Origin of the sequence: Variovorax sp. J22G73, assembly GCF_030317035.1 — a bacterium.
Classification (GTDB): Bacteria; Pseudomonadota; Gammaproteobacteria; order Burkholderiales; family Burkholderiaceae_C; genus Variovorax.
In genome coordinates, this window is the sequence record NZ_JASZYK010000003.1 from 674,336 (window position 1) to 689,032 (window position 14,697).

General features: G+C 69.3%; 15 protein-coding genes. 9 read left to right on the forward strand and 6 right to left on the reverse strand.

The features are described from left to right. Positions 1 to 43 precede the first annotated feature (43 nt). The 7 genes from QTI51_RS15640 to QTI51_RS15670 all read left to right on the forward strand — a co-directional run bounded on the left by QTI51_RS15640 (position 44) and on the right by QTI51_RS15670 (position 8,111). Positions 44 to 1,444, forward strand: a complete 1,401-nt coding sequence (locus tag QTI51_RS15640; RefSeq protein WP_286514957.1) for an NCS2 family permease — start codon at positions 44 to 46, stop codon at positions 1,442 to 1,444. A gap of 135 nt (positions 1,445 to 1,579) precedes the next feature. Next, positions 1,580 to 3,118, forward strand: a complete 1,539-nt coding sequence (locus QTI51_RS15645; RefSeq protein WP_286514959.1) for an ABC transporter ATP-binding protein — start codon at positions 1,580 to 1,582, stop codon at positions 3,116 to 3,118. Then, a complete protein-coding gene (locus QTI51_RS15650) occupies positions 3,111 to 4,265 on the forward strand; it encodes an ABC transporter permease (protein ID WP_286514960.1) in 1,155 nt (384 codons plus the stop codon). The genes QTI51_RS15645 and QTI51_RS15650 overlap by 8 nt, the downstream gene beginning before the upstream one ends. A 2-nt stretch (positions 4,266 to 4,267) precedes the next feature. Then, positions 4,268 to 5,188 (forward strand): ABC transporter permease, encoded by a 921-nt coding sequence (locus QTI51_RS15655; RefSeq protein ID WP_286514961.1) that lies wholly within the window; start codon positions 4,268 to 4,270, stop codon positions 5,186 to 5,188. A gap of 51 nt (positions 5,189 to 5,239) precedes the next feature. After that, the gene (locus tag QTI51_RS15660; protein ID WP_116913370.1) at positions 5,240 to 6,412 is read left to right on the forward strand and encodes a BMP family ABC transporter substrate-binding protein; all 1,173 of its coding nucleotides are present in this window, start codon (positions 5,240 to 5,242) and stop codon (positions 6,410 to 6,412) included. A gap of 153 nt (positions 6,413 to 6,565) precedes the next feature. Then, positions 6,566 to 7,048 (forward strand): hypothetical protein, encoded by a 483-nt coding sequence (locus tag QTI51_RS15665; protein ID WP_286514963.1) that lies wholly within the window; start codon positions 6,566 to 6,568, stop codon positions 7,046 to 7,048. A 145-nt stretch (positions 7,049 to 7,193) separates the two neighbouring features. Beyond that, on the forward strand, positions 7,194 to 8,111 hold the full coding sequence (locus QTI51_RS15670) for an AraC family transcriptional regulator (protein ID WP_286514964.1): 918 nt from the start codon (positions 7,194 to 7,196) through the stop codon (positions 8,109 to 8,111). An 11-nt stretch (positions 8,112 to 8,122) separates the two neighbouring features. On the opposite strand, the gene QTI51_RS15675 is transcribed toward QTI51_RS15670, so the two are convergent. The 6 genes from QTI51_RS15675 to QTI51_RS15700 are packed head-to-tail and all read right to left on the reverse strand — an operon-like array spanning position 8,123 to position 12,926. Beyond that, on the reverse strand, positions 8,123 to 8,944 hold the full coding sequence (locus tag QTI51_RS15675) for an aldolase/citrate lyase family protein (RefSeq protein WP_286515724.1): 822 nt from the start codon (positions 8,942 to 8,944) through the stop codon (positions 8,123 to 8,125). Positions 8,945 to 8,958: 14 nt separating this feature from the next. Continuing rightward, on the reverse strand, positions 8,959 to 9,771 hold the full coding sequence (gene hpaH / locus QTI51_RS15680; RefSeq protein ID WP_286514965.1) for a 2-oxo-hept-4-ene-1,7-dioate hydratase: 813 nt from the start codon (positions 9,769 to 9,771) through the stop codon (positions 8,959 to 8,961). Further along, positions 9,768 to 10,664, reverse strand: coding sequence for a fumarylacetoacetate hydrolase family protein (locus QTI51_RS15685; protein ID WP_286514966.1), 897 nt, complete (start codon positions 10,662 to 10,664; stop codon positions 9,768 to 9,770). The genes hpaH and QTI51_RS15685 overlap by 4 nt, the downstream gene beginning before the upstream one ends. Next, a complete protein-coding gene (locus QTI51_RS15690) occupies positions 10,661 to 11,548 on the reverse strand; it encodes an amidohydrolase family protein (protein ID WP_286514967.1) in 888 nt (295 codons plus the stop codon). The genes QTI51_RS15685 and QTI51_RS15690 overlap by 4 nt, the downstream gene beginning before the upstream one ends. 38 nt (positions 11,549 to 11,586) lie before the next feature. After that, positions 11,587 to 12,009, reverse strand: coding sequence for a RidA family protein (locus QTI51_RS15695; RefSeq protein WP_286514969.1), 423 nt, complete (start codon positions 12,007 to 12,009; stop codon positions 11,587 to 11,589). 5 nt (positions 12,010 to 12,014) lie between these two features. Then, positions 12,015 to 12,926: a Bug family tripartite tricarboxylate transporter substrate binding protein gene (locus QTI51_RS15700; protein WP_286515725.1), complete on the reverse strand. Its 912-nt coding sequence runs from the start codon at positions 12,924 to 12,926 to the stop codon at positions 12,015 to 12,017. Positions 12,927 to 13,194: 268 nt separating this feature from the next. Between QTI51_RS15700 and QTI51_RS15705 the strand changes: the two genes are divergently transcribed. Both QTI51_RS15705 and QTI51_RS15710 read left to right on the forward strand, forming a co-directional pair. After that, positions 13,195 to 13,863 carry a flavin reductase family protein gene (locus tag QTI51_RS15705; RefSeq protein WP_286514971.1) on the forward strand — a complete coding sequence of 223 codons (669 nt, stop codon included), beginning with the start codon at positions 13,195 to 13,197 and terminating at the stop codon, positions 13,861 to 13,863. Then, positions 13,847 to 14,683, forward strand: coding sequence for an IclR family transcriptional regulator (locus tag QTI51_RS15710; protein ID WP_286514972.1), 837 nt, complete (start codon positions 13,847 to 13,849; stop codon positions 14,681 to 14,683). Before QTI51_RS15705 ends, QTI51_RS15710 begins: the two co-directional genes overlap by 17 nt. Positions 14,684 to 14,697: the final 14 nt, after the last annotated feature.

Consider the following 14,697-nt stretch of genomic DNA (forward strand, 5'->3'; position numbering starts at 1 on the left):
ACGATGAAGAAAACCGCCACTACAACAGCTGGAGACAAGCGAAATGAGTACGTTTGAACAGGCGCCGCAAGGCGCCGAGCCCCGCGCGCCGGGGCATGTCGAGTCCGCGCCTGCGCGTGCGGCTGTGGGCAGCGCAAGCGGCTCGGGCCTGCTGGAGCGGGTGTTCAAGCTCGCGGAGCACAACACCACCGTGCGCATCGAGCTGGTGGCGGGGCTGACCACCTTCCTCACCATGGCCTACATCATCTTTGTGAACCCGAGCATCCTCGGCGACGCGGGCATGCCCAAGGGCGCGGTGTTCGTGGCCACCTGCATCATCGCGGCGTTGGGCACGCTGATCATGGGGCTGTACGCCAACTACCCGATCGCCATGGCGCCGGGCATGGGGCTGAACGCCTACTTCTCCTACGTGGTGGTGCTGGGCATGGGCTACACATGGCAGGTGGCGCTGGGGGCCGTGTTCATCTCGGGCTGCCTGTTCCTGGTGGTGACGGTGACGGGGCTGCGCAAGCTGATCATCGACGGCATACCGCACTCGCTGCGAACGGCGATCACCGTGGGCATCGGCATGTTCCTGGCGCTGGTGGCGCTGAAGAGCGCGGGCGTGGTGGCGGCGTCGCCGGCCACCTTCGTCACGCTGGGCGACCTGCACACGCCGCCGGTCATCCTGGCGACGCTGGGCTTCTTCATCATCGTGGTGCTCGACCGGCTCAAGGTGCGCGGCGCCATCCTCATCGGCATCCTGGCGGTGACGGTGCTGTCGTTCTTCGTGGCCGACAACAAGTTCCACGGCGTGTTCGCGGCGCCGCCCTCGGTGGCGCCCACATTTCTTCAGCTGGACATCATGGGCGCGCTGAAGGGCGGCATCCTGAACGTGGTGCTGGTGTTCTTCCTGGTCGAGATGTTCGACGCCACCGGCACGCTCATGGGCGTGGCCAAGCGCGCCGGCCTGCTGGTGCCCGGCAAGATGGAGCGCATGAACAAGGCCCTGCTGGCCGACAGCGGCGCCATCTTCGCGGGCTCGCTGCTGGGCACCTCGAGCACCACGGCCTATGTGGAAAGCGCGGCCGGCGTGCAGGCGGGCGGGCGCACCGGCCTCACGGCGGTGGTGGTGGCGCTGCTGTTCCTGGCCTGCCTGATGATCTCGCCGCTGGCTGGCTCGGTGCCGGCCTACGCCACGGCGCCGGCGCTGTTCTTCGTGGGCTGCCTGATGCTGCGCGACCTGGTCGAGCTCGACTGGGACGACACCACCGAGGTGATTCCGGCCGCGCTCACCGCGCTGGCCATGCCCTTCACCTATTCGATTGCCACGGGCCTGGCCTTCGGCTTCATCTCGTACGCGGTGCTCAAGCTGTTCACCGGACGGGCACGGGAAGTGCATGTGTCGGTGTGGATCATCGCGGCGGTGTTCCTCTTCAAGTTCGCGTACGTCGGCGCCCACTGAGGCGCTGTCACCGAGGCTCCATCGGGCATTCCGGGGAGCCACGGCCGGGGAAGGGCGGGGGTGGAGACGCTATTAAACTTATAGCTGTACACCGCCCCCGTCGATGTTGAACGAGACAACCCACGAAGAACCGGCATGACAACCCCCAGACTCCAGCTCGCGCACATCACCAAGCGGTACCCCGCGGTGGTGGCCAACAGCGACATCTCCCTGTCGGTCGCGCCCGGCGAAATCCATGCCGTGCTCGGCGAGAACGGGGCCGGCAAGTCGACCCTGATGAAGATCATCTACGGGTCGGTCAAGCCCGATGAAGGCACCGTCACCTTCGACGGCCAGGCCGTCAACCTGCGCAACCCGCAGCAGGCCAGGGCACTGGGCATCAGCATGGTGTTCCAGCACTTCAGCCTGTTCGACACCCTCACCGTGGCCGAGAACGTGTGGCTGGGGCTGGACAAGTCGCTGCAGCTGGCCGAGGTGGCGCGCAGCATCACGGCCAAGGCCAGCGAATACGGGCTCGACATCGACCCCGCGCGCCCGGTGCACACGCTGTCGGTGGGCGAGATGCAGCGGGTGGAAATCATCCGCTCGTTGCTCACCAACCCCAAGCTGCTCATCCTCGACGAGCCGACCTCGGTGCTCACGCCGCAGGCCGTCGTCAAGCTGTTCACGGTGCTGAAGAAGCTGTCGTCGGAGGGCTGCAGCATTCTCTACATCAGCCACAAGCTGCACGAGATCCAGGAGCTGTGCAGCGCCTGCACCGTGCTGCGCGGCGGCAAGGTCACGGGCGTGTGCAATCCGCAGAACGAGAGCACGCAGTCGCTGTCGCGGCTGATGATCGGCAGCGAGCCGCCGCCGCTGCAGCACCGCCCGATGCACGCGGGCGCCGTGGCGCTGCGCGTGCAGGGGCTGTCGCTGGCGCGTGAAGACCAGTTCGGCATGGACCTCGACGGCATTTCGTTCGACGTGCGCGCGGGCGAGGTGGTCGGCATTGCCGGCGTGTCGGGCAACGGGCAGCGCGAGCTGCTGTATACGCTGTCGGGCGAAGACGTGCGCGCCGAGGCCGCCATGGTGCGGGTGTTCGACAAGCCGGCCGGCCGGCTGCGCCCGCGCGCGCGCCGCGCACTCGGGTTGCACTTCGTGCCGGAAGAGCGGCTGGGCCGCGGCGCCGTGCCCACGCTGGGCCTTGCGCACAACCTGCTGCTCACGCGCAGCGACGCGGTGGGCCGGGGCGGCTGGATTCGCACCGGCGCGCTGGAGCGCCAGGCCAGGGGCATCATCGAGCGCTTCAAGGTCAAGGCCGGCGGCCCCAAGGCGGCGGCGCGCTCGCTGTCGGGCGGCAACCTGCAGAAGTTCATCGTCGGGCGCGAGATCGACGCCAACCCCAAGCTCTTCATCGTCTCGCAGCCGACCTGGGGCGTGGACGTGGGCGCCGCCGCGCTCATCCATGCCGAAATACTCGCGCTGCGCGACGCCGGCTGCGCCGTGCTGGTCATCAGCGAGGAGGTCGACGAGCTGTTCAACATCTGCGACCGCCTGCACGTCATTGCCAAGGGCCGGCTGTCGCCGTCCATCGACCGCGCCGCGGCCACGCTGCCGCAGGTCGGCGAGTGGATGAGCGGCCTGTGGGACGCCGCAGGCGCGGCCCCCGCCACCAAGGAAGCAGCCCATGTTTAAGCTCGAACCCCGCCCGGAGCTGTCGCGCTTCTGGAGCTACGCCTCTCCGATCCTGGCGCTGCTGATCACCGTGCTCATCGGCGTGGCGCTGTTCGCCGCGCTAGGCAAGGACCCGGTGAAGGGCCTGCTGGTGTTCTTCTACGAACCCATCAAGAACGGCTACGCCATCGGCGAGCTGATGGTCAAGGCCACGCCGCTGCTCATCATCGCGCTGGGGCTGGCCGTGTGCTTCCGCTCGAACGTGTGGAACATCGGCGCCGAGGGGCAGTTCGTGTTCGGCGCCATCGCGGCGGGCGGCGTCGCGCTGCTGGCCGACAAGAACACCGGCCAGTGGATCGTGGCGGCCATCCTGGTCGCGGGCATCCTGGGCGGCATGGTGTGGGCGGGCATCGTCGCGTTCCTGCGCGACAAGTGCAACGCCAACGAAATCCTGGTGAGCCTGATGCTCGTCTACGTGGCCACGCTGCTGCTGGGCTACATGGTCTACGGGCCCTGGAAAGACCCGAACGGCTACAACTTTCCGCAGTCGAAGACCTTCGAGGCGGTCACGCAGATACCGCGCCTGTTCAAGGGCTCGCGGGTGACCATCGGGCTGGTCATCGCGCTGGTGGGGGCGGGCGCGCTGTGGGTGTTCCTGTTCCGCACGCGCGCGGGCTTCGCGCAGCAGGTGGGCGGCCTGGCGCCGGCGGCCTCGCGCTACGCCGGCTTCTCGGCGCGCCGCGCGGTGTGGATCGCGCTGCTCACCTCGGGCGGCGCGGCCGGGCTGGCCGGTGCGCTCGAAGTGGCCGGCCCGCTGGGCCAGCTCACGCCGTACGTGCCCGCGGGCTACGGCTTCGCGGCCATCATCGTGGCCTTCGTCGGGCGGCTGCATCCGGTGGGCATGATCTTCTCGGCGATCCTGATGAGCATGTTCTACATCGGCGGCGAGCTCGCACAGTCGCGCCTGGGGCTGCCCAAGTCGCTCACCGGCGTGTTCCAGGGCCTGCTGCTGTTCACGCTGCTGGGCTGCGACACGCTCATTGCCTACCGCATCCGGCGCAAGGCGGCCGCCAAGGCCGCCGCGGCCAGCACCGCCGGCACGGCCTCGCTGCAGGCCAGCACACCGATCACCGCGCCTGTCGCGAGCGTCACCGAAGGGAGCCACTGACCATGGAAAGCTACGCACTCCTGCTCGGCTCCACGCTGAGCGCGGGCACCGTGCTCGCCATCGCCGCATTGGGCCTGCTCATCAACGAAAAGGCCGGCATCGTCAACCTGGGCGCCGAGGGCCTGATGCTGTGCGCGGCCATCGCGGGCTTCGCCACCGTGGTCGTCACGCACAACCCCTGGCTGGGCTTTCTGGCCGGCATGGCGGCGGGCGCCTTGCTGGCGGTCTTTTTCGGCGTGCTGGTCATCTGGCTCAACACCAACCAGTACGCGACCGGCCTGGCGCTGAGCCTGTTCGGCGTGGGCTTCTCGGCCTTTGCCGGCATCAACTTCGTGCAGGCCAAGCTGCCCGAAAGCGTGTCCTACGCGATTCCGGTGCTCAGCGACATCCCGTTGGTGGGCCCGGCGCTGTTCCGCCATCACCCGATGGTGTATTTCGCGGTGGTGCTCACCGTGGGGCTCATCTGGTTCCTGTACCGCACGCGCGCCGGGCTGGTGCTGCGCTCGGTCGGCGAGTCGCCCGAGTCGGCGCATGCGCTGGGCTACCCGGTGCGGCGCATCCGCTTCCTGGCGGTGATTGCCGGCGGCGCGCTGTGCGGACTGGCGGGCGCCTACCTGTCGACCGTGTACACCCCGCTGTGGGTCGAGGGCATGGTGGCGGGGCGCGGCTGGATCGCGCTGGCGCTCACCACCTTCGCCACCTGGCGGCCGATGCGCGTGCTGCTGGGCGCATACCTGTTCGGCGGCGTGTCGATGCTGGGCTTTCACCTGCAGAGCAGCGGCGTCGACGTGCCGGCGCAGTTCCTCAGCATGCTTCAGTACATCGCGCCCATCGTGGTGCTGGCGCTGATCTCGCGCAACCCCGCGTTCATCCGCGCGAACATGCCGGCTTCCATCGGGAAACCGTTCTACCCCGGCTCATAATCGCGTTTTTCGTTTTTCCGCCAACCCGTCCTTTTTTGAGGATTTTCGACAATGAATGATCTGAACAAGCGCTCCCTGCTCAAGCTGGCCGCCCTCACGGCGGTCGCTTCGGCGGCCCTGATCGGCTGCGGCAAGAAAGAAGAAGCGGCAGCACCGGCAGCGGCGCCCGCACCGGCTCCGGCACCCGCCGCGGCCGCGCCGGCACCGGCAGCGCCGCTGAACGTGGCGTTCGCGTACATCGGCCCGGTCGGCGACGGCGGCTGGACCTTCGCGCACGACAACGCCCGCAAGGCGCTGGAGAAGGAATTCGGCGACAAGATCAAGACCACCTTCGTCGAAAGCGTGCCCGAAGGCGCCGACGCCGAGCGCGTGTTCCGCGACATGGTCGGCCAGGGCAACAAGCTCATCTTCGGCACCACCTTCGGCTACATGGAACCCATGCTGAAGGTCGCGGCCGACAGCAAGGACGTGAAGTTCGAGCACGCCACCGGCTACAAGACGGCCGAGAACATGCGCACCTACGACAGCCGCACGTACGAAGGCGCGTACATGGCCGGCGTGATCGCCGGTGCCATGACCAAGAGCAACACGCTGGGCGTGGTCGGCTCGGTGCCCATTCCCGAAGTGCTGCGCAACATCAACAGCTTCACGCTGGGCGCGCAGTCGGTCAACCCGAAGATCACGACCAAGGTCGTGTGGGTGAACGAGTGGTTCAGCCCGCCGAAGGAAACCGAAGCCGCCACCGCCCTCATCAACGGCGGCGCCGACGTGCTGTTCCAGAACACCGACTCGCCGGCCGTGCTGAAGACCGCGCAGGAAAAGGGCAAGCGCGCCTTCGGCTGGGACTCCGACATGACCGCCTACGGTCCCAAGGCCCACCTGGCCTCGGCCACCATCAACTGGGCCCCGTACTACATCAAGGCCACGCAGGAAGCGCTGGACGGCAAGTGGGCCACCGGCCAGGCGTGGTGGGGTGTGAAGGAAGGCGCCATCGACCTCGTGTCGATCGCCGAAGACGTGCCTGCCGAAGCCAAGGCCAAGGTCGAGGAAGTGAAGAAGGGCCTGAAGGACGGCAGCTTCGTGATCTGGAAGGGCCCGATCCTGGGCCAGGACGGCAAGGAAGTGGTCGCCAAGGACGCCGTGGCCGACGACAAGTTCCTGTCGGGCGTGAACTTCTACGTCAAGGGCGTGGAAGGCAAGGTGCCGGGCGGCGACAAGAAGTAATTCAGCAAGTCAGTTTCAGGCTGACCGCTTCACGGGCCACCCCTGCGAGGGGGTGGCCCGTTGTCGATTCTGGACAGGCCCGAACGCAGGGAGATGCAAGAGATGAATTCGAGTTGGAAGTGTGGGCGCAAAGATCGCCGGGGTGCGTGGTGCATGAAGCGCCGTGTCTTCGAATGGCGCGCGGCGCTTCTCGGCCTGCTCGCGCTTGTCGCCATGTGGGTCGCTCCGGCGAGCGCCATGGACGCCGCCGAGCGGCGCGCGGTGCTCGACGCGGCCCGCCCGGTGGCGGCCGGCAAGGCGGGGCAGCCCGTCAGGATCAAGGTCGGCGTGTTGAACGTGGACGCCGGCTGGGCGGTACTGACCGGCGAGCTGGTGTCGCCTTCAGGCGGCTCGCCCGACTGGGCGAAGACCGAATGCCATCCGGACCTGGACAAGATGCTGTGGGTGGTGCTGAAGAAGTCCGCGGGCCAATGGAAGGTCCGCGAGATGGACATCTGCGCCAGCGAGCCGCCGTACTGGTACCTCACCCGGCTCGATTGGCCCTGCGGCGTTTATGCCGGGCTGGACGCGGGCGGAGACGACGGGCCGCTGGAAAAACAATGCCGCGAGCAGAAGAAGAGGGCGGGCCGTCGCTGAAAGGTTTCGTTCGGCGCCGGCCGGTGCCCCACGGTATCTGCAAAGGGCGATGGCAGCCAGGCCGGAGCTGGCCTGCGACCGAAACCGGCGCCCGGCGATGCCCCGTGTCATCACAGGACAGGCTGGCGGGCATAACATGCGCCGCATGCCGACGCCCACCTGCCAAGACAACCGCTTCGGCCAGCACCTGGCCAGGCAGTACGGCATCGATGCCGTGCCCTCGCTGGTCAGCACCTCGCGCTGGGGCTCGGAGCTTGGCATCGCGTGCATGCACTACGACCAACCGCACCTGTTCGTGCTGCCGCCGCTGCCCAGCGAAGACGCCTTCGTGCTCAGCGTGGAAATCGACTCCGGCGGCAGCCGCAGCATCTGCAAGGGCGGCGCCACGCTGCGGCTGGGCCTGCAGCACGAAGGCGCGCTGCACATCGCCGACCTGAGCGAATGCGCCTCGGCCTACGTGTTCAGCCCGTTCCATTCGATGCTGTTCCACATGCCGCGCGCCACCCTCGATTCGTTCGCGCAAGAAATGCACGTGCCGCGCGTGGCCGCGCTGCGCTGCGAGGCCGGCACGCTCGACCCGGTGGTGGCGAACATCGGCCGGGCCATGCTACCCGCGCTGCTGCGGCCCGAAACGGCGAGCAGGCTGTTCGTCGACCACCTTACGCTGGCGCTGAAGGCGCATGTGCTGCACGCCTACGGCGGCGTGGCCGGCGCGGCCAACGCCGAGCTGCGCGGGCTGGCGCCCTGGCAGGAGCGGCGCGCCAAGGCCTTCCTGATCGAGCACCTGGCGGGCGACGTGTCGCTGGCCGAGGTGGCGAGCGAGTGCGCGTTGTCGCGCGGCCATTTCAGCAAGGCCTTCAAGCAGACCACGGGCCAGACGCCGCATGCGTGGCTGGTGTCGCAGCGCGTGGAGGCGGCGCGGCGCCTGCTGGCGCAGGCCGACCTGCCGATCGTGGACATCGCCGCGGCCTGCGGCTTTGCCGACCAGAGCCATCTGACGCGGGTGTTCTCCGCGCAGATGGGCACTTCGCCGGCGCGCTGGCGGCGACTCAACGCAGGCTGAGCGCGGGCCGGTCAGTACGCGACCGGGCCCGAACGCGCATCCGCGTTGCGCGCCTGGAAGCGCGCCGCCGCCGCCTCGGCGCCGCGCGCCAGTATCTGCAGGTCCATCGCCACCGCCACGAAGAGCGCGCCCAGGTCCAGGCATTCGCGCGCCCTCGCCTCATCGAGCATCAGGATGCCGGGCGCCTTGCCGCCGGCGCGGATGCGGCGTATCGCGTCGTCGATCGCGCCCCTGACCTCCGGGTGCCCCGGGTCGCCCGGGTGGCCCAGGCTCGCCGAGAGGTCGGCCGGGCCGATGAAGACGCCGTCCACGCCGTCGACCGCCACGATCTCGTCGAGGTGGTCCAGCGCCTCGCGTGTTTCCACCTGCACCAGCACGCAGAGCTCGTCCTGCGCGGCGGCCACGTAGTCGCGGGTGCGCCCGAAGTTCGAGGCCCGCGTCGAGCCGCCCATGCCACGCACGCCGTGCGGGGCGTAGCGCGTGGCGCGCACGGCGGCCTGCGCCTCGGCCGCGCTTTGCACGAACGGCAGCAGCAGGCTCTGCGCGCCGATGTCGAGGTAGCGCTTGATGAGCACCGTGTCGTTCCAGTCGGGCCGCACCACGGCCGAGGTGGGCCGCGCGGCGTTGGCCGGCACCGCCGCGCTCACCGCCTGCAGCTGGTGCAGCATGTGCGGCACGTCGGTGGGCGTGTGCTCGGTGTCGAGCAGCACCCAGTCGAAACCCGCGCCCGCGACGATCTCCGACACATAGGGGTCGGGCAGCGTGGACCACAGGCCGATCTGCGGCACGCCGGCCGCGAGCGCACGCTTGAAATGGTTCGCCGGCACCGGCATGGCATTCACCGCGCTCAACCGAAGTGGCATGACACGGTGCCGAAATCGCCATAGTCGGCCACCACCGTATCGCCCTTGCCGACCTCGATCGGCCGGATGAACGAGCCCGCCAGAATGACTTGCCCGGCCTCCAGCGTCACGCCGAAGCGGTGCAGCCGGTTGGCCAGCCACGCCACGCCGTAGCCCGGGTGGTTGAGCACGCCGGCGGCCAGGCCGGTCTCCTCGACCTCGCCGTTGCGGCTCACGATGGCGCCGATGCGCCGCATGTCCGCGTCGACCAGCGCCGGCTTGAAGGGCCGCCCGCCCAGCACCAGCGCCGCGTTGGCCGCGTTGTCGGAAATGGTGTCGAACACGTTGCGCGTGCGCTGGGTCTCGGGGTCGACGCGCTGGATGCGCGCGTCGAGTATCTCGAGCGCGGGCGTCACGTAGGCGGTGGCGTCGAGCACGTCGAACAGCGTGCAGTCGGGCCCCGACAGCGGCCGCGCCAGCACGAAGGCCAGCTCCGCCTCGATCTTCAGCTGCAGGAAGCGCTCGGTCGGAATCACCGCGCCGTCGCGGTAGAACATGTCGTCCAGCAGCGTGCCGTAGTCGGGCTCGGCGATGTTCACCGCCCGCTGCATGGCCTTGGAGGTCAGCCCGATCTTGTGGCCCTTCACCGTGCGGCCGTTGCGCAGCTTGAGCTGCATCCACGCATGCTGGATCGCGTAGGCGTCGTCGATGCTCATGTCGGGGTAGTCCAGCGAGAACTGGCGGCAGGCCACGCGTGTGTGCTGCGCCTGCTCCAGCCGCTGGGCGGCCTGAGAAAGGGTGCTGGCGTCCAGGCTCATGCGGCGGCTCCTTCGGCCTGCTCGGCTCGCACCCCGTTGCGCAGCACGCCCACGCCGCTCACCTCGACCTCGACCACGTCGCCCGGTTGCAGGAACTTCGGCGGGTCGAAGCGAATGCCCGCGCCGGTCGGCGTGCCGGTGGCAATGATGTCGCCGGGCTCCAGCGTGGTGAAGGTCGACAGGTAGCCGATGAGGTACGCAAAGTCGAACATCAGGTGCGCGGTGGTGTCGTCCTGGCGCGGCTCGCCGTTCACGCGCGTCTGCACGCGCAGCGCGCCGTAGCCCTGCGGAAATTCGTCGGCCGTGACGATCCACGGGCCGATGGCGCCCGAGGCATTGAAGTTCTTGCCCTGCGTGACGTTGAACTTGGCGTGGTGCACCCAGTCGCGCACCGTGCCTTCGTTCATGCAGGTGAGGCCGGCGATGCAGGCCAGGGCCTCGTCGCCCTTCACGCGGCGCGCGCGGCGGCCGATGACGATGGCGATCTCGCCCTCGTAGTCGAGCTGTTGCGATTCGAGCGGCTGCTGCAGCGGCTCGCCGTGGCCCACGAAGGATTCGGCCACGCGCATGAAGATGCTCGGGTACTTCGGCAGGTCGCTGCCGTCCTTGTACTCGGCGTTGCGGTGCGCGTAGTTCACGCCGATGCAGAACACGCGGCGCGGCCGCGCGATGGGCAGCGCGAGGCGCACTTCGGCCAGCGCGTGGTCGGGCGCGGCGCCTTCGGCCGCCTGGCGGGCCTGGGCCAGCGCGGCCTCGCCGCCTTCCAGCAGCGCGGAGACCGACGCGAAGGCGGGCAGGCGGCGGCCCAGGTCGACCACACCTTGGCCGTTGCCGTCACCGATGACGCAGCCCCAGTGCGAGGCCCCGCCGTGCAGGTAGCTGATGAGTTTCATGCGGTCTCGAATCCAAAGAAGCGGGCGGGGTTGTCGACAAGAATCTTCTGGCGCACGGCGGCGTCGGGCGCGAAGCGGTAGAGCAGCTCCAGCAGCGCGCCCTCGTTGGGCGGCTGCTTCACCGACACGGGGTGCGGCCAGTCGCTGCCCCACACGCAGCGGTCGGGCGCGGCCGCGATCAGCCGCTGCGCGAGCGGCACCACGTCGTTCCAGGGCTCGCCGGTCTTCGAGAGCTTCTCGGACAGCGACAGCATCACCCAGAAGTTGCCGCGCCCGAGCAGTTCGAGCATGCGCGCGAGGCTCGCGTCGGCATCGCCGCGCGCCGGGTCGGCGCGGCCCATGTGGTCGAGCAGCACGGGCACGTCGAGCGACTCGAAGGTGGCGAGCTGCTCGGCGATGCCGTGGGGCTCGGGCTGCACCTTCACGTACCAGCCCAGCTCCTTCACGCGGGCGAAGGCGCGCGCCTGCTCGGCCGCGCTCAGGCTGATGCCCAGGCCGCCGCGGGTGAAGCGCGCGCCGCGCACGCCGGCGTCGTGCAGCTTGTGCAGGTAGGCGTCGTCGCGCTCGGTGAGCACGGCGGCGTTGGCGCAGGCCATGTAGCGGCGCGGGCCGCCGGCGTTCAGGCCCTCGAGCGCGTCGAGCACCACCGTGTGGTCGGCGCCGTAGGTGGTGGCCTGCACGATCACCCCGCGCGCGATGCCCAGCGTGGCGTGCAGGTTCTGCGCGACCTGCCAGGTGGCGCTGGGCATTTCATAGGCGGCGTTGGGGCGCACGGGGTATTGCTCGCGCGGGCCGAACACGTGGAACTGGCTGTCGCACGACAGCGCGGGCGGCAGCGGCACGGGCGCGCGCGGATGGGGGTCGAAGGGGAGGTAGTCGGGCATGTGTGGCTTCTGAAGGCGCTTGAATGGGTGGTGGGAAATCAGGCGATCCACGCGGTGAAGCTGCACTCCACCAGCTTGCCCATGTCGAGCTCGGGCGCGACGATGGCGTGGCGCGCGGGTCGCGAGGCGGCGTCGGGGAACATCTCCAGCCAGGGCACGTTGAGCGCGGGGCGCTGGCTGCGGTCCTTCATCCACACGGTGAGCTTCACGATGTGCTGCGTGCCGCCGCCCGCCGCCTCGACGATGCGGCGCACGTTGTCGAGCATGAAGTGGCACTGCGCCTCGATGGTGTCGGCCGGCTTGCCGGTGGCGGGGTCGTTGCCCTGGATGCTGCCGCTCTCCAGCAGCGGGCCGACGCGGCAGGCCGCCGGAATCGGGTTCTTGTGGCCGAAGCCGTCGATGTAGATGCTGGTGCGCACGGAGGCCGCGGCCAATGTGGCTGGCGTGGCGGTGGGCGTCATGGCGTTCATTCGGCGGTGATGTTGGCTTGCTTGATCACGGGCATCCACCGCGCGTCTTCCTTGGTCAGGAACTGGGCGAACTGCGCGGGCGTGCTGCCGCGGGCCTCGGAGCCCAGCGTCTGGAAGCGCGCCTGCACAGCCTTGTCCGCGAGGATCTTCTGCAGCGCCTCGGACAGGCGCGCCACGATCTCCTTGGGCGTCGCGCGCGGCGCGAGGATGCCGGTGAAGGTCTCGGTGCTGAAGTCCTTGAAGCCCGACTCCTGCAGCGTCGGCACGTCGGGCAGCTGCGGCAGCCGCTTGGGCGACGTGACGGCCAGTGCGCGCGTGCGGCCCTGCTGGATGAAGGGGCCGGCCACCGAGATCTGGTCGAAGTTGAACTGCACCTGGCCGCCCAGCAGGTCGGTGGTGGCCGGCGCGTTGCCCTTGTAGTGCACCGTGGTCCAGTGCGCGCCGCTTTCGCGCTGCAGGTACTCGCTCACCAGGTGGTTCTGCGTGCCTGCGCCGGGCGAGGCCATGGTCAGCGTGTTGCCGGGCTTCTTGCCTTCGGCCACCAGGTCGGCCACGGTCTTGTAGGGCGTGGAAGGGTGCACCTGCAGCACCAGCGGCGTGAACGACACCGAGCTGACCGGCGCGAAGTCTTTCTTCCAGTCGTAGGCGTTGCGCTTGAAGATAGTCGGCGAGAAAAGAATGGGCCCGTTCGCGCCCATGAAGAAGGTGTAGCCGTCGGGCGCCGACTTGGCCGCGTATTCCGCGGCGATCATGCCGCCGGCACCGGGGCGGTTGTCCACGATGAAGGGCTGCTTGAACACGGCCTGCAGCTGCTCGCTGATGATGCGCGCCGCGCCGTCCACGTTGCCGCCCGGCGGATAGGGCAGCACCAGCTTCACGGGTTTGTCGGGCCAGGCGTCTTGCGCCATGGCGGGCAGCGCGACAAGGCCCGCGCACGTGGCCACGGCGAGGGTGGCGATGAGTTCTTTCAATTCTTTGTCTCCTGGTTCGGCACCGGCACCGCGCGTTCGCTGCGGTTTGATCGGCGACCTGTGAACTCTAAGAACCGGCACGCCGATGCTGCAATGCAATATCCTCGCGTTGTTCCATATCGTGGACGTTTTTTTGAAGTCGCCATTCGGCGCTGCCGCGGGCCTGACCACAATCGGGGCCCCAGCCACCTCACGAGGCCTTGCCATGTTTCTCGCCGCTGGCGACCTGTCGCCCGAAGCCACCTACCGCCTGATGAGCGGCATCGTCGTGCCGCGCCCCATCGCGTGGATCACCACGCTGTCGCCCAGCGGCGTGGTCAATCTCGCGCCGTTCTCCTGCTTCACCTTCGTGTCGAACAAGCCGCCGCTGCTGGGCGTGAACATCGGCCGCAAGGCCGGCCAGCGCAAGGACACGGGCGCCAACATCCATGCGCTGGGCGAGTTCGTGGTGAACATCGGCGACGCCTCGCAGATGGTCGCCATCCACGAGAGCAGCGCCGAGCACGCGCCCGACGTGAGCGAGGCCGAGCTGCTCGGCCTGGGCACCTTGCCGAGCAGCACGGTGCGCGTGCCGCGCCTGGCGGACGCGCCGGTCAGCATGGAGTGCAGGCTGGAGCGCGTGATCGCCTTCGGCGAGACGGGCGCCGAGTTCTTCGTGGGAGAGGTCACGGCGTTTCACTTGCGCGACGGCCTGATGCGCGACGGCAAGGTCGACACCCGCGCGTTCGACCCGGTCTGCCGCATCGGCGGGCCGAACTACGCGACGCTGGGCGAGATCGTCACGCTGCGGGGCATGCAGCAGACGCCCAAGTCGGTGATGGGGGCAGTGACAGGTGCAGTGACGGATGCGGCCACGGATGGCAACCGCGGCTGACGACGAAGGCGAAGGCGAAGGCGGGGGTGAAGGCACCACGGCCGGCGCGCAGAGCGTGCGCCGTGCGCTGGCGGTGCTGCGCGTGCTGGCCACGGGGCAGGAGCGCGGCGTTCGGCTGACCGACGTGGTGAGCCACACCGGCCTGAACCGCCCGACCGTGCACCGCCTGCTGCGCGTGCTGGTGGAAGAGGGCGCGGTGGAGCAGGACCTGGCCACGCGCCGCTACCTGGTGGGCGGCGAGGTGTCGCTGCTGGGGCTGGCGCGCGCGAGCCGCTTTCCCATCCAGGCGATTGCCGAGCCGCACCTGCGCCACCTGAGCGAGAGCCTGGGCGACACCGCGTTCCTCACCATCCGCAACGGCACCGACTCCGTGTGCATCGACCGCCGGCCCGGCAGTTTTCCGGTGAAGGTGCTGTCCATCGAGATCGGCGCGCGCCGCCCGCTGGGCGTGGGCGTGAGCGGCCTGGTGCTGCTGGCGTCGCTGCCGGCCGACGAGGCGGCGGACGTGGTGCGGCGCAACGCGAGACGGCTCGAGGCCCTGCATGTCGACCCGGCCGAACTGCTGGAACGCGCGGTGCGCACGCGCGCGCAGGGCTATGCCTATGCCCCGATCGGCGTGGTGCCGGGCTCGCGCGCGGTCGCGGTGCCGATCTGCCTGGCCGATGGCCGCACGGTCGCCGGCCTTGCCATCGCGACCATCACCGAGCGCCTGCCCGACGCGCGGGTGCAGGGCGTGGTCGAGCAGATGCGGGCAAGGGCGCGTTTGATCGGGGCGCAGGCGGCGGAGCTGGCGCGGCGGAAATCTGCGCGGCGCGGGTGAGGCGCGGTTGAGGC